The sequence below is a fragment of the Neobacillus cucumis genome (assembly GCF_023715505.1).
On the sequence record NZ_JAMBOH010000033.1, the window covers coordinates 35,833 to 53,979 of the forward strand.

At 39.4% G+C, this 18,147-nt stretch carries 14 protein-coding genes; all 14 read right to left on the reverse strand.

The genetic code is table 11. The annotated features are described in order from the left end of the window. Positions 1-7: 7 nt before the first annotated feature. Positions 8-1,663: an ABC transporter substrate-binding protein gene (locus M3226_RS27105; RefSeq protein WP_251572013.1), complete on the reverse strand. Its 1,656-nt coding sequence runs from the start codon at positions 1,661-1,663 to the stop codon at positions 8-10. Between the two features lie 775 nt (positions 1,664-2,438). Next, complete coding sequence (locus tag M3226_RS27110; RefSeq protein ID WP_251572015.1) at positions 2,439-3,095, reverse strand: DUF2306 domain-containing protein; 657 nt, start codon at positions 3,093-3,095, stop codon at positions 2,439-2,441. Between the two features lie 3 nt (positions 3,096-3,098). Then, the gene (locus M3226_RS27115; protein ID WP_251572017.1) at positions 3,099-3,608 is read right to left on the reverse strand and encodes a GNAT family N-acetyltransferase; all 510 of its coding nucleotides are present in this window, start codon (positions 3,606-3,608) and stop codon (positions 3,099-3,101) included. 72 nt (positions 3,609-3,680) lie between these two features. Then, positions 3,681-4,280, reverse strand: a complete 600-nt coding sequence (locus M3226_RS27120; protein ID WP_251572019.1) for a TetR/AcrR family transcriptional regulator — start codon at positions 4,278-4,280, stop codon at positions 3,681-3,683. 32 nt (positions 4,281-4,312) lie between these two features. After that, complete coding sequence (locus M3226_RS27125; protein ID WP_251572021.1) at positions 4,313-4,957, reverse strand: VC0807 family protein; 645 nt, start codon at positions 4,955-4,957, stop codon at positions 4,313-4,315. A gap of 457 nt (positions 4,958-5,414) precedes the next feature. Further along, entirely contained in the window at positions 5,415-6,482 is a 1,068-nt protein-coding gene (locus M3226_RS27130; protein WP_251572023.1) for an NAD(P)H-dependent flavin oxidoreductase, read from the reverse strand. A 121-nt stretch (positions 6,483-6,603) separates the two neighbouring features. Next, a complete protein-coding gene (locus M3226_RS27135; RefSeq protein ID WP_251572025.1) occupies positions 6,604-8,484 on the reverse strand; it encodes a sigma-54-dependent Fis family transcriptional regulator in 1,881 nt (626 codons plus the stop codon). Positions 8,485-8,738: 254 nt separating this feature from the next. Further along, positions 8,739-10,118 carry a dihydrolipoyl dehydrogenase gene (lpdA, locus tag M3226_RS27140; RefSeq protein WP_251572027.1) on the reverse strand — a complete coding sequence of 460 codons (1,380 nt, stop codon included), beginning with the start codon at positions 10,116-10,118 and terminating at the stop codon, positions 8,739-8,741. A 15-nt stretch (positions 10,119-10,133) separates the two neighbouring features. Continuing rightward, the gene (locus M3226_RS27145) at positions 10,134-11,357 is read right to left on the reverse strand and encodes a dihydrolipoamide acetyltransferase family protein (protein ID WP_251572028.1); all 1,224 of its coding nucleotides are present in this window, start codon (positions 11,355-11,357) and stop codon (positions 10,134-10,136) included. A gap of 15 nt (positions 11,358-11,372) precedes the next feature. Beyond that, positions 11,373-12,401, reverse strand: a complete 1,029-nt coding sequence (locus M3226_RS27150; RefSeq protein WP_251572030.1) for an alpha-ketoacid dehydrogenase subunit beta — start codon at positions 12,399-12,401, stop codon at positions 11,373-11,375. 69 nt (positions 12,402-12,470) lie between these two features. Further along, positions 12,471-13,463 (reverse strand): thiamine pyrophosphate-dependent dehydrogenase E1 component subunit alpha, encoded by a 993-nt coding sequence (locus tag M3226_RS27155; RefSeq protein ID WP_251572032.1) that lies wholly within the window; start codon positions 13,461-13,463, stop codon positions 12,471-12,473. Between the two features lie 259 nt (positions 13,464-13,722). Further along, complete coding sequence (gene fsa, locus M3226_RS27160; protein ID WP_251572034.1) at positions 13,723-14,385, reverse strand: fructose-6-phosphate aldolase; 663 nt, start codon at positions 14,383-14,385, stop codon at positions 13,723-13,725. Between the two features lie 123 nt (positions 14,386-14,508). Next, positions 14,509-16,503, reverse strand: a complete 1,995-nt coding sequence (tkt, locus tag M3226_RS27165) for a transketolase (protein WP_251572036.1) — start codon at positions 16,501-16,503, stop codon at positions 14,509-14,511. Between the two features lie 208 nt (positions 16,504-16,711). Further along, positions 16,712-17,383: a ribose-5-phosphate isomerase RpiA gene (rpiA, locus tag M3226_RS27170; protein ID WP_251572038.1), complete on the reverse strand. Its 672-nt coding sequence runs from the start codon at positions 17,381-17,383 to the stop codon at positions 16,712-16,714. Positions 17,384-18,147 lie beyond the last annotated feature (764 nt).

The window sequence follows — 18,147 nt, forward strand, 5'->3', positions numbered from 1 at the left end:
CCCTCAATTATTCTTGGCTTTCATCTACCCACACCTTTGTCAGATCTTGATAATCGATATCGGTCGGTACAGGCTGCAAGCCCTTAATCCACTTCTGATGCACAATAACGGCTTTATTGTAGTTAAAGAACCACCACGGCGCATCCTTGACGATTAAATCCTCCGCCTTTTGGATGTCGGTAATCATTTCCTTGTCGTCAGTCGTCTCACTAGCTTTATCCAGTAAAACATCTACCGTAGGGTTGTTATAATGACTCGTATTTCCAGAGGCTCCATCATTTTTCGAATGGAAATAGCGGCTTAAATATTCAACTGGATTGGTAGAACCGCCGTTTGAGGACATCGCCACTTCATAATCACCGCTATTTAATCGATCGGTTAATGTAGCAAAATCAACTTGCTCTGTCTTCACTTTAATTCCTACTTTTTCTAGATATCCGCTTAATGCTTCAACAGCTGGTAATCCAAAAGCTGGATGTGAAGTGGTTAAGATATTTAATGTGAAACCACCAGAGTAGCCAGCGTCTGCAAGCAATTTTTTGGCCTTGGCAGGATTATATTTATAAGTTGTAACCCCTTTGTTAAAGCCTTGAATCGAAGTTGGAAGTACTCCAAGAGCAGAATAGGCTTTGCCCTGGATAACAGAACCGATAATCGTGTCACGATCAATCGCATAGTTAATAGCTTGACGGACACGAACATCTTGCCATGGTCCCTTTTTCTCAAGATTAAATTTCATATTTCGAGTAAATAATTCTGGCACTTCGACAATTTGGGACTTAAATGTCGGGTCTGTCGCATAACGCTTATACTGTGCATCACCTAAAACCATCATATCAATTTGGTTGGAAGCAAACGCGTTGTCGCGGGCCGTTTGATCCATCATGATTTTATAAACAACTTTTTCTAAGTAAGGCTTTCCAGCGTAATAGTCCTCGTTTGCTACTAAATCTATCTCGCTATCTCTTACCCACTTCGAGAATTTGAATGGTCCTGCGCCAACTGGATCCTGACCAAATTTCTCTCCTTTTTCTTCGACTACTTCTTTTGGCACAGCACCTGTAAATGGTAAGGACATGATCGTTAAGAAGGTGTTATCTGGTTTTGAAAGAGTAATTTCTAACTTTGTAGGATCAACCACTTTAATCCCTGTTACTTCTTTACTGGTTCCAGCCATAAATTCTTGGCTGCCGGCAATTCCTGTTAGACTACCGGCATTTGGCGAAGCTGTTTTGGGAGCAAGCACTCTTTCTAATGTGTATTTAAAATCTTCAGCTGTAACTTCTCGTCCGTTGTGGAATTTCACTCCCTTTCTTAAGGTAAAGGAATAGACCTTTCCATCTGAGCTAATGTCCCAGCTTTCCGCATTCGCTGGAAGGAACTTACCTTTTACCGCATCGTAGCGAACAAGAGGTTCAAATATGTTCCAGGTAATCATTGAAGTATTCGTTCCATGTGAGCGAATAGCCGGATCCAAGTTTTGTGGATCACCATATATATCTGCTCTGACTAACGTCCCACCGTATGTAGGCTTTCCCGTTTCCTTTGTAGAGGCTTCTTCAGTTGAAGTGGTCGTACTAGATTCACTGCTGCAGGCACTTAATACTAAAATTAATACCAACATCGCTACTAAACTTTTAAAAATACTTCCAATTCCTCTCATCACATTGCCCCCTTGTTTTTTAATTTACTTAATATTCAGATATATAGAGATAAAAAAAGTATCTTTTACCTCTCACCCCCTTAAGTGGATTGATATTTACAAAGATCTTCTACCAATTAATTAGTAGAAGTTAAAAACCGTTGTTAGATCTTGTTACTGGGATTAAAAGAGTGTGTTCGTTCGTTCATAGGGGTGAAATCGGTCTTGTTAAGCTGGTTCTGCAGATTATGTAATTTCCAGGAGGTATGTAAGATATTTTAACATTAACGTTAGGTTTAGTTGATTTTTTCTTCCATCCGTTCCACTTAATGTTAATTTAATACAGATTATATACCTCGTCTTTTCTTTCGTAAATAGGGAAATGATAAAAAAATATTTTTTTACAATCACTTTTACATCGAAAACATTTACAAATCTCCAAATAAAACGTTTACTTTTCAATACTTTGTTAGAATTTCTTACAAATAATCTTTATACTAAAATAATAAACTGACCGAACAAATCTGATATATATCTTCTTATTTTTAACGTCATATTTTCTAACACAACTATTTTTCTAGGACTAAACAGGGAACCAGCTTTTAATTAGGGTTTTATTATATTTCTGGTTAAAAGAACATAAAAAATCCCTATGGAATTGTTCATAGGGATTCAAGTTTATTTTTAAACACCTTAATTGGCAAAGAGTATATTAAAATACTATAAGAAAAAGTTTACTCTGCAACTCTTCTTTTATTGAAAAAATTTTTGTGTTTTTGGCTAAAAGATTAAAGATTCATTTAACAAGTGGGTCGGCCGTTCGGATTTTCCTGTTTTTTGGTAAGTCTTTATTTCTCCGGTTTCGCCATTCCACAAAAAATAGGTTAATACTAATCCCAATGTAGACTGCAAGAGGAAAAGATAAAGATGGACCTAGAAAGATTGAAAGTGGAATTATGACAATCCGAAAGGTGACAAACACCCATGTAATCGCATAACTGCGGAGAATCCATTCCTTATGGTCACTTATTTTCCGCTGAGCTGCTTTGATAACCCCTATTGAAGTCGTCCACAGCCAGAAGAAGTTAAGAACAAGAAAGGCAATTGATGACCCCAGGCCGCCAGTTGCAGATAGGGTAAGATAGGGAACCATTAGAATATTAATAAAAATAGCCACCGCATACACTTTACCAAACACTTTATGAAGCCCTGGTTTTTTCCTACTTAACTTTGTCATTTGCAACGGTCCAATCGCAAGTGAAATCGTCCCTAATAGAATATGAGGATAGAAAAACCATTTCCACGTCGACACAGAGAAATGGGGGTCTTCCATCTTCCCTTTGACCATTGGGGCATGCTCAACCCCATTAAGGAGGAACATCCAAAAAATATAAATCATAAACAAACCAATCACACCATACATCGATCCTACAGTAAACCTTCCATTTTTCATGTTCTATACTCCCCCTATCATTTTTTCATAGCATTTATACGGAGCTGATCGGAATGGATAGCGGACATTTCCTCTTTCTTGATAACCTGCTTGTTCATACATCTTGACGGCCCCATCATTTACACTAAAGACATCAAGACGAATACTGGTATATCCATTTATAACGGCATATTCTTCGGCAAATTGGAGCAGCTGTTTTCCATATCCCTTGCCTTGGTTTAAAGGATGAACGGCTAAACGATGAATAACCAAAGGGTTCCCCTCCCTATCCTCCCAGTTAAGTTCTTGATATTTTTTGCTTTGGTTTGTATCTACGACAACAGCACCGATTAATTTTTTGTCTGATAGGATGCCATACAGATTTCCTTTCTTTAAATCTTCTTTAATAATAAAACGGTTAGGGTAGTATCTGTCCCACTGATGAATGCGCTTTTTCCTTAAATCAGATGAAATCTCTCGATAAAATTGAAGGACTTCTTTCAACTCTTTCAGTCCCATTTCTTGAATGACCATAAATGTCACCTCAATAATTATAAAAACCGACCGTCGGTATATTTGTAAGAATAAGTCCCCATCACTAGGGGATTAGGTTAAACTCTTACTTATCACTTTAAAAATATCATTCATATTCACCTTATCCTTTTCATCTGCGGATAAGATTTGGGTGACCCGTATTCCATATGAAAATGTCATCATCAAAGTAGACATTTTTTCAGCGTCAATATTTGCAGGTATTACTCCATTCTCCTGCCCCATTTTGATCCATTTGGTTCCTATTTCTTTCGTATATTGAAAAATATCCTGGAGGATCTTTTTAACCTTTTCGTTATCCTGGCTTAATAAATAGATAAAAATTAAGTTTCCTGTATCATATGGATCTTGCCTGGAGTTAAAAAATTGACTGACCACACTAAAACTTTTATTCTCAGTGGTTTCGTCTTTAATGGATTGCGTAATGGCCTGGTGAAAGGTTTCATTCATTTCTTCAATCTTGGATTTTAGAATGAGCCCAAATAATTCATCCTTACTCTCGACATAATGGTAAATGGCCCCTTTTGACAACCCGGATCTTTCGATAATGTCCTTCAAGGTGGTATTACGGCAGCCTTTTTCAAGTATGATTTCTTCGGTGATGGCCAGGATGTGTTGAAAGCTTTGATTAATGTAGATGGCTGAATTCGTCATATGATTACCTTCTTTACTAAATCTAGGAGTATTTACTGAATATGAGTCAATTTATCTAACCGTACTTTCGCATATCGGCGGTACACAATGGTAAATATAATGGCGGCCCCAATGATACTATAAAAAACAAGTTGTGAGATGGCTAAAAAGGCGGTTATTGAAAGTTCATAGACAAGGATGGTCTTAACGATGGCCTCGCCCACTAAAGCGATGCCCCAAATGGCTGTCATGATTCTTAGTACAGTGCGGAAATAGGGGATTTCCCAGTTTCTCTCGAATTTGCCTTTCTGTTGAGATGCATCTTCTGAGGTGAATTTTATCGCAAAGTGATAAATTAATGGTTTAGAAAAGAATAGGGATGCAATAAAAATGAGTCCTAATAAACCGGTGACCATTGATTCCCTTAATAAAATGAGCCTTTCGTTTCCACCGAGGACAAATGCCAGTAAGCTTAAGATGAAGCCGGTTAGCATAAATAGCCCAAAGGCATCAGCTTTTTTATATTTCACGATATGGTATAGATTATCCCCTAGTGGAATTAAGGTTGCAATTAACAAGGAGACAAAGCTTGAATAATAGTCTGTGAGAAGATTATAGACTATTACAGGTATGGCACCATTGACAATCAAACTGACAGCAATCATTTGGATTAATTTCCTTTTGGACGAAACTTTCACGTTCCGAACACCCCTTTTTAATTTCCATATTTTACAATTTTTATTTTACAAACCGACGGTCGGTTTGTCAATTAGTTTTTTTACTTCAATTCCTCCAGACGGAACCATACCCGGTAACACTTATTTCCATTTATTGTAGAATAAGCGTTGGATTTTGTAGAATAAATCTTGAATTACGTTGAATTAAGACCTTTTAATTATTAAAGTGGTAAATAATTTCCAATTTTTTTGAATTCAAGCTTTGTTTTGTAGAAAAAAATTATTAATGGTAGAATTACTCCCCAACTTCGTAGAATTTAGTTCCTAATTTGTTGAATTCCTCCTACAGGACCCAAATTTATTAATTTTCTTATAAAATCCACTTAAGTTAAAAAGGAAAATTCCTCAATTAACCGTATAATTTCTTGTTAGAAGAAAAAAGAGAACCTCAAAATTTATATTGAGGTCCCCTACTGCTTTATGAAAGTATCCTTTTTGCCCCTGCCACCAAGTCACTTATCAGTTTCTCCGCAGGTATCTCATTTTGTAACAGTCTTGTCCCCTGGCCCGCCCATAACGACATAAATTCTGGATTATTTTGTAAAGCAGCTTCCTTACGAATATCACTCGACAGCGTATTTTGAGTTGGAAAATCAGCAGGACTAACTTTCGCATCTTGGTATGCTTGAATAAAAGCATTCTTAATTCCCCTCGCTGGACGACCCGAAAAAACTTTAGTAATAACCGTACTTTCTTCCGTACTATTGACAAGTGCTTCCTTATAAACTGGATGCGCTCCCGACTCTACCGTCGTTAAAAACGCTGTTCCCATCTGAACTCCTTGTGCCCCTAAGGCTAATGCAGCAACAAGGCCTCGGCTATCCATGATTCCTCCGGCCGCGACCACTGGGACCGAAATTGCATCAACTACCTGCGGGACAAGAGAAAACGTTCCGATTGTGGCACCAAGTGTGTTTTTTTCAATTTCAAAAGTACCTCGATGCCCACCAGCATCACTTCCCTGGGCAATAATGATATCTGCCCCCTCTTTTTCGGCCAGCTGTGCCTCCCGAACCGTCGTGACCATTGATGTAACCTTCATTCCTTGCTCCTTAACTTTTGCCATTTTGTCTCGAGGAAGTATACCAAAAGCAGTAGATATGACGGGTACTTTTTCTTCAATTAGGACTTCAAACTGTTCCTCAAAAAAGTTGTTGGTTTCCACTTGATTGTCCAAATACTCCATCCCTAGCTTTTCTCGAATCACATTTAGAACTCTCTGAGACTCTTCCACTCCGTCATATTGATCTTGCCAATCCGTACAAAACAAATTTACAGCAAATGGTTTTGAAGTTTGCTCCTTTATTTTCCGAATAGCTGCCCTGATCTCTTCCGGCTTCATATAGGCAGCACCCAAGGTTCCTAGGCCGCCAGCGTTCGAAACACTTGCAACAAGCTCTATTGTCGTCGGACCTCCAGCCATTCCCGCTTGGATAATAGGATTGGTAATACCGAGTATTTCGCATAGTTTTGTGTCAAGATACATTTAGTACTTCCCTCCACTCAAATTTTGAACCTATATAACTACTTTCTAATTAAAAAATTATTTGGTCAATCTAAATCTTCAACTCTAAAAAATAGCACACACTATTGTGCTATTTTTCACCTTACATTCCAAACTTTTGAAGTCTTTTATAAAAAGTACTCCTTGGGATGTCGACTAATTTTGCTGCTGCAGTCACATTTCCTTTTGTCTTTTTTAATGCATCTAACATTATATCTCTTTGTATTTTCTCACGTGCGGTTAATTGTTTCTCATCGTCCTCGATATCCTTTTGTTCCATAGTTGGAGGAATGGAAGGATAATTTATCTTTAATACCTCGATAGAGTTACCTAAAATGTCCATAACACCTTGATTATCATGTAACATGATGTTCAATCTCTCGAGAATATTCGTTAATTCTCTAATGTTTCCTGGCCATTCATAATCCCTTAATCTAGTTAATACATCGTCTATGTGAACATTGTTCCAGTTATTCTTTTGACAAATATGCCTTATAAGATAGGGGATATCTTCTTTTCTGTTTCTTAATGGAGGGACATTAATCGGGTACACGTTCAAGCGATAATATAGATCCTCTCGAAAATCTCCGTCTTTTACAAGTTCCAATATGTTGCGGTGGGTAGCTGTTATAACACGTACATCCAATGGTACTTCCTTCGTACTGCCTAGAGGAGTAATCTTTCTTTCCTGAAGCACTCTCAATAAAGCAACTTGCATCGTATGAGGGATTTCACCAATTTCATCTAGAAAAATAGTTCCCTTATGGGCCTGTTCGAATTTTCCTTTATAGCCCTTCCGTCTTGCCCCGGTAAATGCTCCCTCTACGTAGCCAAATAGCTCACTTTCCATTAAGTCCTTGGGAATGGCACCACAATTTAACGAGATAAAAGGACCATTCTTTCGCGGGCTGTTGTCATGGATTGCCCGTGCAATCAGTTCTTTCCCCGACCCAGTTTCACCAGAAATAAACACGGTCGCATCTGTTGGAGCGACAAGTTTTACCTTTTTTAGTGTGTTCTGAAAAGCTTCACTTGTCCCAGATTCACCTTTAAATACAAAGGGGGTTGATGGGGAAGAGGAAGTAAATAAAGTCTGTCGATTAGAAGCAGGTAATTCTGATAAATAAAAGCAGCTTCCTAATAAGCTGTTGTCATCTTTTGATCGGAAAGGCATTTCAAAATCAACCTGGTACCCGTCTTGTATAATGTCAATGAGATTCATGCCAATGGACTGCAGGCTTCTATCGCGAAAGGATTTGCTAGCCGCTACTATCATTTGTTTTTGATTACACACGATGAAGAGCTGATTTGGATGTGTCTCAGATAATTGAGTCGCCTGTTGAATAAGTTCTAATTCTTTTTGATAGTACCTCCTGCTTATTTCTTTTTCAATTGCATAAGCAACCGAGGTAACCATTCCAAGCATAAAAGGATGGGAATAATCAATCGGGCATGATACATCAATAACCCCCATTAAGTTCCGACTATCATCAAAGATAGGTGTTGCTGAACAGCTCCATTGATGGGAAGCTACGGAATAATGCTCAGCACCATTAATAATAACGGCTTCTCTAGTTTGTATAGCCGTCCCAATCGCGTTGGTACCTACTTCACACTCAGTCCATCGCACCCCTTCAACAAAATTAATTTTCCTGGCATCATTTAAGGTTTTTTCATTTCCGGTTAATGATAGTACATAGCCATCTGGATCCACCAATAATGCCATCATTCCTGATTCTTTTATGGCTTGATCTATCTTTTTTAAATATGGAGATGCTATATCTATCAACATGGAATTTTTATTTTTTAAAGTATGTAATTGCTTTTCAGTTAATAAATTCCGGCCTCTATTTAAATAGGGGTTTACCTTTTCTTCCTTACAGCGGTACCAAGATTCTAAAATTAGTTTGTTTATCCGAGCTGTATCAAGAACGTCCTCTTTAACGAAACGCTTCCACGCATCTAAATATAAGGTAGTATTCATAGAACCTCCTCTAATCATAGCCAAAAATTTCTACATCGATTTGAGATAGATTTCTTGTTTTTACATCTAGCGAAGGTGATAGGAGTATATGAAGTAGTTTTATAGATTGAGGTATAAAGAACAATTTAATTATAGTAAATCATGAATTCGCTTTCAACAAATAACTAAGACTGTAAAGAAAATTTAAAAAAATAAACTTCGCGCAACAAACGCGAAGTTTAGCAAAATTCGTAGAATTTTCCGAGAAACTTTTTTTAAACATGTACTGCGTGGCCAACTGCATTTAGTAATGCTTCATGGACTGCTTCAGAAAGACTTGGATGGGCAGCAATGAAATTTTCCATTGTTTCTGTTGTTAATTCAGCATGGAGCATGACAGTACCTTGTCCAATTAGTTCCGTAGCGTGGGGACCGACAATGGAGACCCCAAGGATTTCCCCAAATTGTGGTTCTATTAACACCTTAACTTTCCCGTTCCGTTCGTTAGCAATAAGTGCCTTTCCGTTAGCCGAAAACGGAAATTCTCCTACCCTTATATCGCCATACTGTTCACTTGCCTGTTTTTCTGTTAACCCTACCCCTGCAATTTCAGGAGATGTATAGATACAGCGGGGAACAGCACGATAATTCACCTGAGATTGTAGTTCGCAAGCATTTAAAGCAGCCACTGCTCCTTCATGAAAGGCAACATGGGCAAGTTGTATACCACCGATGATATCTCCGCACGCATATATAGTTGGAATATTCGTTTGCATTTGATGATTAACCGTAATGCCTTTACTTGAAAAATCAATTCCGATTTTTTCAAGACCTAAATAATTCACTCGCGGCTTACGACCGATCGCCACAAGGACGTAATCTGCCTGAACCTCATGCAAACCATTTTCATTTTCAAAATAGGCTGACTTTTGTTCGGAATTCAATTCCTTTAGTCCGGTGGAAGGATAAATTGTTACACCATCACTTTCCAACTGCTTATGTAAGATCAAGGCGACATCTTCATCCTCTCCTGGAAGCAGCTGATCAGCCATCTCAACCATCGTGACTTTTGTTCCCAATCTGCTATAAATGCTAGCAAACTCGCAGCCTATTACACCTCCGCCGACGATCAGTAAAGAGGATGGGATCGACGAAAGCGACATCGCCTGACTACTATGAATGACCCAATTCCCGTCAAAGGGAGCATATGGTAATGAAATGGGGTCAGAACCTGCAGCAATGATTACCTTGTCCGCTGTTACCTCTACTTGTTTCCCGCCAGTATCAACACTTATAACATGATCAGTGACAAAAGAACCAGCACCTTTAATAACTTTTACTTTATTTTTCCTCATTAAATATTGAATCCCGTGTACAAGTGTGGAAACAATATTATTTTTACGAAGCAGGACAGTCTTCCAATCAATCTCTAATTGACCAGACGGAAGCCGTATTCCAAAATCACCCGCATGTTTAACCTTACTGTATATCTCAGCACTTTCTAACAGTGACTTTGTTGGCATACATCCTTCATTTAAGCAAGTTCCTCCTAGCGGTCCTTGATTAATGATTGTTACTTCTTGCCCCTGCTGGGCTGCAGTAATTGCAGCCACATATCCAGCAGGACCACCACCAATAATGGCAATCGATGCCAAGGCAATCCCTTCTTTCTATAAAAGCATGGTTATTGGCTCTTCTAAGTACTGTTTCACCGTTTGTAAAAACGCTGCCGCCGGGGCACCATCCAGCACACGGTGGTCAAAGGTCAGACTGAGCGGAAGAATGCTTCTTCTTTCTACCTTATCACCTACAAAACTTGGAGTGTCATAAACAGCCCCCACTCCTAGAATTCCTGTTTCAGGTGGATTTAAGACAGGTGTAAAGTGCTCGACACCATAGGAACCCAAATTACTAATCGTAAACGTAGAACCTTGCATCTCTTCATTCGAAAGCTGCCCTTGTCTTGCCTTTTGTGCCAGCTCTTTAATCGTTTGTGATAAATCAATCAACTTGTACGTATCTGCATTGCGAATAACCGGAACAACCAAGCCTCTTTCCAGCGCAACGGCCATACCAAGATGAACGGGCTTAAACAAATGAATTTTATCGTCGATCAAAGCACTGTTCATTTGCTGATGCTGCTGTAGTGAAAGGACAACTGCTCGTGCGATATAGTCGGTCAATGTTAATTTTTGTTCGTAACGATTTTTAATGGTTTCTGCTGTTTGTTTTTGTAAAGCAATGAGATCAGTTACATTTATTTTCATATTTATGGTTAACTGAGCGGTTTTTTGTAAACTATCGTACATACGTGTTGCAATAACCTTACGGATTCCGCTGACAGTTACTTGTTGTGTCTCTTCTTGCAATTCCACCGGTTTTTCTTCGCTTTTTTCTTTTTTCTGAATAGATGACATCTTTAATGCTTCCTGAACGTCCTCTTTGGTAATCCTTCCTCCAGGTCCCGAACCCTGGATTTCCTCAATATCAAGGTTTGCTGCCTCAGCCATCTTTTTAGCAATTGGAGAAATTTTCACCCGTTCCCCTGCTTTTCTGGCTGGTATGGTTGATTCCGCAGGTTTGTTTGCAGAAGCCTCATTTTCCACTTCAGGCTTTTGATCAGGGACTAGAGCCTGCCCCACAGCTACTTCTTCGCCAGGTTTCCCAATAAAACAAATGACAGTTCCAGGCGGTACCCCTTCTCCCTCGGGAACAGTAATTTTCAATAGCGTTCCCTCTGCTGGAGATTCTACGTCAATTTCAATTTTCTCTGAATTGACACTCGCAATAGGTTCTCCCTTTTCAACTGTATCCCCGACTCCCTTGTTCCATAAGGAAACCGTTCCTTCTTTCATGGCCATTCCCAGTTTCGGCATGACGACTTCTACTGCCATTTTTAATCTCCCCCTTTATACTTCTAATGGTGCACCTACTAGCTCTGAAACTACCCTAACTACTCTCTCTGGTGTAGGCAAATATAGATCTTCTAGTGCAGGAGAGAATGGCACTGGAGTATGTGGTGCGGTAATGCGTTTAATTGGTGCATCTAGATAATCGAAACCTTTATCCGCCACAAGTGCCGCAATATCCGTAGCGATACTGCATCTTGGATTAGCTTCATCAATGACGATTAAACGGTTTGTTTTTTCTACAGAGGTAAGTATTGTTCCTTCATCCAATGGTGATAAACTGCGAGGGTCCACAATTTCTACTTCAATTCCTTTAGCAGATAGTTGTGAAGCCGCCTCTAATGCGGTATGAACCTGTTTACCGATAGCTACTATTGTGACATCCGTTCCCTCCCGCTTGATATCTGCTTTTCCTAATGGGATTGTATAATAATCTTCCGGAACATCACCTGTCATATTATAAAGAGTCTTATCTTCAAAAAAGATGACCGGGTCGTTGTCTTCAATCGAAGCAAGTAATAATCCTTTTGCCTCATATGGCGTGGATGGAACAACCACTTTCACACCAGGAATGGCCGTAAACAATGCATATAGACTTTGTGAATGCTGGGCAGCCGCTCTAAATCCAGCTCCGTGCATTGTCCGAATAGTAACTGGAACCTGTGCCTTGCCGCCAAACATATAGCGGAACTTTGCTCCCTGATTTAATACTTCATCTAAACAGCTTCCGATAAAATCATTAAACATTAACTCTGCAATTGGTCGCAGTCCAGTAGATGCTGCGGCCATTGCTGCACCCATATAACCCGCTTCAGTAATCGGAGTATCTAGTATTCTCTCACGGCCAAATTCCTGAACAAGCCCTTTGGTGACCCCAAGTACACCTCCCCATGCATCTTCATCTTGCAAGTGATCGACCTGAGCTCCACCAGCAACATCCTCACCCATTAGAATGACATTCTCATCCTTACGCATTGCAAGTTTCATCGCCTCATTTATGGCGGCTGACATACTCAATTTTCTTGTCATGATTGAATCCTCCTTTTTATTAAAAATCCAGAAATTATTTTTTGTTCCCCTTTGGCAAGTTTTCATTAATTAATAGGAAACGTAGACATCGGTTAACAATTCGGATGGACTTGGATACGGACTCTCTTCACTAAATTTCACCGCTTGGTTAACAGCTTCTTGGACAGATTCTTCTAACGAGATTATTTCTTTTTCAGCCAAAAGCTGCTCAGTTAATAAATGATTTCTGAATAAAAGAATGGCGTCTTTTTCTTGCTTATGCTCTGTTTTTTCATGCTCTGTTTTGTATTTCTGGGCATCGCCCTCAAAGTGTCCGTAATTACGATAAGTCACACATTCAATTAAGGTTGGGCCCTCGCCGCGCCGCGCTCTTTGAACCGCTTCTTCCGCCGCCTGATAAACAGCCAAAACATCCTTTCCATCAACCTTAATTCCAGGAATGTTATAACCGATCGCACGGTCCACAATGGATTTACAGCTGGATGCATATGAAAATGGTGTTGCTTCTGCATAACCATTATTTTCCGCAACGAAAACAACTGGAAGCTTCCAAATGGCAGCCAGATTTATTCCTTCATGGAATGTCCCGTGGTTTTGAGCACCGTCACCAAAGAAGCAAACGCTTACATTATCTGTCCTTTTATACTTGGCAGTTAAAGCTGAACCGCATACGAGTGGAAATCCGCCGCCAACAATTCCATTTGCCCCAAGCATCCCTTTATCAAGGTCCGCAATATGCATGGATCCACCTTTTCCTTTACATAACCCGGTAACTTTCCCATAAATTTCAGCCATCATACCGTTTAAATCGCAGCCCTTTGCAATACAATGCCCATGTCCGCGATGGGTGCTTGTAATACTATCCTTATCATTTAAATGGGCACAAACCCCAACGGCTACTGCCTCTTCTCCAGCATATAAGTGAACAAATCCAGGCAGGATTCCTTGGGCAAATAACTCATGGACCCTGTCCTCAAATTTACGGATTTCTAGCATTTTTTGATACATCCACTGTGCTTTTTCCTTAGTTAAAGCTACATTTTTGCTTTCCACCGTTCTCATTATTTCAACCTCCCTGAAAAAATTGATTACAATCTTCATAGTTGCAAGAACCATGCCAAAAATTTAAACGGGACAAAATCAACATTCAACAAAAATCAACGAACAAAAAAAGAGACAAAACGAGACAGATGTCTCGTTTTGTCTCTTTTTGATTGAGCTATCATGAGAAAAAAACTGGATATGTGTAATAACAAGAAAAAGCAAAAGGGTTAGAGATTTTTTGAAAAAGTCTCTAACCCTTTTGACTGTTTAATAATAATTAAAGAGCATTTTTCCAATCAGCAGCAAACTTTTCAATACCTTGATCAGTTAATGGGTGTTTAGATAATTGCTCAATTACATTAAATGGAATTGTTGCGATATGAGCTCCAGCCAATGCTACACGAGTAACATGGTCTGGGTGACGAACGGATGCAGCAATAATTTGTGAATCTAATTTATGAACACGGAACAATTCAGCAATTTTTGCAACAAGTTGAACACCGTCTTCGCTAATGTCATCTAAACGGCCCAAGAATGGGGAAACATAGGTAGCACCGGCACGTGCTGCCAATAACGCTTGGTTGACAGTAAAGATAAGTGTAACATTTGTTTTCACACCTTTTTTAGTAAGGTAGCGGCAAGCCTCTAAACCATCTAACGTCATTGGAAGCTTAATGGTGATATTTTTATCCCCGCCATTAATTTTAATGAGTTCGTTTGCTTCCGCAATCATTTGATCCGCTGTTAAAGCGTTTGGAGTTACTTCAGCAGATACAGATTCTACCTCTGGAACGGCATTTAAGATTTCAGCGATGCGATCTTCAAATTTAACTCCCTCTTTAGCAACCAAAGAAGGATTTGTTGTAACACCTGATAAAACCCCGATTTTATAAGCCTTTTTAATGTCGTCTAAATTCGCAGTATCGATAAAAAATTTCATGTTCTTTCCTCCAATTCATATTATCTCTCTTATTTTGACTCTTTTTCGACAACATGTCCACAAAATTGATTTCTAATCTTGACCAATTAACCCAACTTTCATGAAATATTCTCCCAAATTTTTTTACTTATTTAAAACAGTTTTGGTGATATGAACGACATTTTCAGTCGTAAATCCAAAATGTTTCATGACGGCTGCACCATCTCCTGAGGCACCGAATGACTCAATCGAAAGGACTTTTCCTTCAAATCCAACATAGCGTTCCCATCCTAATCGAATCCCCATTTCGATTGCCACACGTTTTGTCACCGAAGAAGGAAGCACAGCCTCTTTGTAATCAGCTGATTGCTTGTTAAACAATTCCCAGCTCGGCATTGCGACAATTCGAACAGAGATATCTTCTTTTTCCAGCTCAGTTTTTGCATTGACAGCTAATGAAACCTCTGAGCCTGTGGCCAATAAGATTACATTGGGGTTCGAATTAGTTTCTGTCAATACATAAGCACCCTTAGATACATTTTCTAAATTGGCCTTCGTTTCATTATATACCGGTAAGTTTTGACGGCTTAGAACCAAGGCGACTGGTCCCTCTGTTTGTTGAAGAGCATAGGCCCAAGCACTTGCAGTTTCATTTGCATCTGTTGGTCTAATCACAGTTAGGCCTGGGATCGCACGAAGAGCAGCCAGATGTTCCACTGGCTCGTGTGTTGGCCCATCTTCCCCAACAGCAATGGAATCGTGTGTAAACACATAGATAACCGGAAGTTTTGATAAAGCCGCTAAGCGAATAGAAGGACGAAGATAATCATTGAACACAAAGAATGTACTTACAAAAGGCTTTAATCCGCCATGATAAGCAATCCCGTTTGCTGCGGCACCCATTGCATGCTCGCGGACACCGAAATAAACATTCCGAGCACCGTAAGATTCAACTGCGTAAATTTGTTCCCCTTTAATCTCCGTCATCGTAGAGTGAGAAAGGTCTGCGCTGCCTCCAAAAATAGATGGCACGGATTTCACAAAATGGTTAATGGCATCCCCGCTGGCAACACGAGTTGATACCGCTTTGCCGCTATCAAACGTTAAAATATCTTTGGCATCTATGAGGACTTTTCCGGAAATCGCATTCGATAACTGTTCTGCCAATTCTGGATTCTCTTTTTGATAAGAATCAAATAATCGGTTCCAGCTTTGTTCTGTTTCGATTCCCTTGCGCTGTAATTGTTCAAAATGGGCTTTAACTTCTTCAGGAACGTAGAAATCCTCTTCATAAAGCCAATTATAAGCTTGTTTCGTTACTTTGCCTTCTTCTGCTCCAAGCGGCGCACCATGGGCCTTATTGGTTCCCGCTACTTTCGGACTACCGAAACCAATGATGGTTCTGATTTCAATCAAACTTGGCTGGTCCGTATTTTGTTTTGCCGTTTGGATTGCCTTTGTAATGGCCTCAATATCGTTGCCATCTTCCACTCTTAAATAATCCCAATGGGCAGCTTCTGCTCTTTTTTTGACATCCTCGGAGAATGAAACGTTTAATTCCCCATCAAGAGAGATATCATTTGAATCATATAAAACAACCAGCTTTCCTAGCTTCATATGGCCTGCCATAGACATTGCCTCGTAGGAGATACCCTCCATTAGATCACCATCGCCGACTAAAGCATAGGTATAATGGTCGACAACAGGAAATCCTTCTTTATTAAACTTGGCTGCTAGATGGGCTTCAGCCATTGCCATTCCTACAGCATTCGCAATCCCTTGTCCTAATGGACCTGTCGTTGCTTCAACACCAGGAGTATGACCGAATTCAGGATGACCTGGAGTTTTGCTGTTTAATTTTCGGAAGTTTTTCAAATCATCCATCGATACATCATACCCGAATACATGAAGCATGCTGTATAATAAGCTAGAACCATGCCCGGCAGACAAAACGAATCGATCACGGTTAAACCAGTGTGGATTTTTTGGATTGTGGTTCAAATGATTGGCCCAGAGTGCATAGGACATCGGTGCTGCCCCCATCGGGAGACCCGGATGGCCAGAATTGGCCGCATTGACCGCATCGATGGACAATGTCCGAATCGTTGTTACCGCTAAGTTATCAATGTTTTGTGTCATATCATTTTCCTCCTAGAGCTTCTTTAATTCTGATGTGCTATCTCTTTTCACTTTTTAGACTATTATCGAACCACCAGGATATTTTTCTCTTTGCTAAATCCCGTTACTCCAAATAATAGTCATTGATTCCAGGGTTTGCTTCTCCTCTTAATTGAAAAAATTATCTATAAATTGTGCTACTGATTTATTTTTCCTAATTTAATCCTATTTATTTTCGTATATTAATGTCAATTTCCCTTTGCCTATCCAAAGTAATAACAATGTCGGCCATTCCAACAAATAATCCATTATCCACAACACCAGGTATGAGATTTAGATCTCTCTCTATCTCTCCAGGATGGGTAATCTTTTGGAAGCTGCAATCAAAAATATAATTCCCATTATCTGTTTGATATAGACCGCCATTGTTTTGCCGCAGCTTTGGTGAACCGCCAAGTGTTTCCAAATATTTTCGTGTCATTTCCATGCCAAAAGGCACCACTTCTACGGGAAGTGGGAAAACTCCTAATGTATTGACCAGCTTGTGTGAGTCGGCGACAACAATAAATGTTTTAGCTGCTTTGGCGATGATTTTCTCTCTTAAAAGGGCACCTCCGCCGCCTTTAATAAGGTCTAAATCAGGGTTTACTTCGTCGGCTCCATCTATCGCCACATCAATATGGTCTATTTCTTTAAACGATGCCAATGGAATACCTAACTCTCTAGCTAATTTTTCCGTCTGGATGGAAGTTGGAATGCCTTTTATAGTGAGACCTTGTTGAACTAATCTTCCTAGTTTAGTGATCGTATAAAATACAGTTGAACCCGTCCCAAGTCCAACGACCATTCCATCTTTTACATAATCGGCCGCTTTTTCTCCGACTGCTTTTTTCTCATTCAAGGAAGTTTTGCCCCTTTCATTCAAGTCCTAGAGATATCAAACTTGTCTATTTAATTTAACCTTTGTTTCTTAATTGTTCCTTTGCAACTGGTGTGTACTTTACACAAGAACAATAATTTATGCGAAAATAACATATATTAAAGATAAACTTTTCTATAAGGTGAAATAAAGCATCTGACTCTTATTGGCGAGGCAACAAATGCAACTCATGAAAAATGGCACCTCTTCAGCTGATAGGGCAGGCAAATTGTGAGAAGCAATTGTTTTTCCTGTCATGGTCAAAACCTTTAAGGCGCTGCAGGTCCAACTTTAACAAAAATAGGCTCTTAGTATTCACAAAGTGTGATATATCTTAACCACGGAAGAAATGTGATGCCTTCTGGCGTCATTTCCCCTGATCAAGCAAAGATTGTTTCAGAGTGGCTGGCTCAGAAAACGTAATAAACAATAAAAGGAATTACCTTTAAGAAAATTCAAAAAACAGTGGATTTTTTATCACCCACCGTTTGTTCCCCATGCTAACTTTCCTCATTAATTTTTATGCGTTTCTATTATAATTAAATAAACCATCAAGGGTTTCCGGCTTTAGATTCTGATGATAATTACGATAAATAAAATCTTACTAACTTTTTTTTTTCTTACACGGCACAACTAACACAATGAATTAGTTGTGCCGATTCCATTTGCTTTCAATATTGATTAAATATGCATCTGGATCCTTTTTAAATCTTCTCTGTTTTGTGTGTTCATGTATTCGACTGTCC

Bases quoted from the DNA above. Each gene is read 5' to 3' on its own strand.
- M3226_RS27105 (WP_251572013.1), bottom strand. From the start codon at position 1,663: ATGAGAGGAATTGGAAGTATTTTTAAAAGTTTAGTAGCGATGTTGGTA.
- M3226_RS27115 (WP_251572017.1), bottom strand. From the start codon at position 3,608: ATGGTCATTCAAGAAATGGGACTGAAAGAGTTGAAAGAAGTCCTTCAA.
- M3226_RS27150 (WP_251572030.1), bottom strand. From the start codon at position 12,401: ATGACAAGAAAATTGAGTATGTCAGCCGCCATAAATGAGGCGATGAAA.
- fsa (WP_251572034.1), bottom strand. From the start codon at position 14,385: ATGAAATTTTTTATCGATACTGCGAATTTAGACGACATTAAAAAGGCT.
- M3226_RS27110 (WP_251572015.1), bottom strand. From the start codon at position 3,095: ATGAAAAATGGAAGGTTTACTGTAGGATCGATGTATGGTGTGATTGGT.
- M3226_RS27135 (WP_251572025.1), bottom strand. From the start codon at position 8,484: ATGAATACTACCTTATATTTAGATGCGTGGAAGCGTTTCGTTAAAGAG.
- M3226_RS27155 (WP_251572032.1), bottom strand. From the start codon at position 13,463: ATGAGAACGGTGGAAAGCAAAAATGTAGCTTTAACTAAGGAAAAAGCA.
- tkt (WP_251572036.1), bottom strand. From the start codon at position 16,503: ATGACACAAAACATTGATAACTTAGCGGTAACAACGATTCGGACATTG.
- M3226_RS27145 (WP_251572028.1), bottom strand. From the start codon at position 11,357: ATGGCAGTAGAAGTCGTCATGCCGAAACTGGGAATGGCCATGAAAGAA.
- M3226_RS27130 (WP_251572023.1), bottom strand. From the start codon at position 6,482: ATGTATCTTGACACAAAACTATGCGAAATACTCGGTATTACCAATCCT.
- M3226_RS27120 (WP_251572019.1), bottom strand. From the start codon at position 4,280: ATGACGAATTCAGCCATCTACATTAATCAAAGCTTTCAACACATCCTG.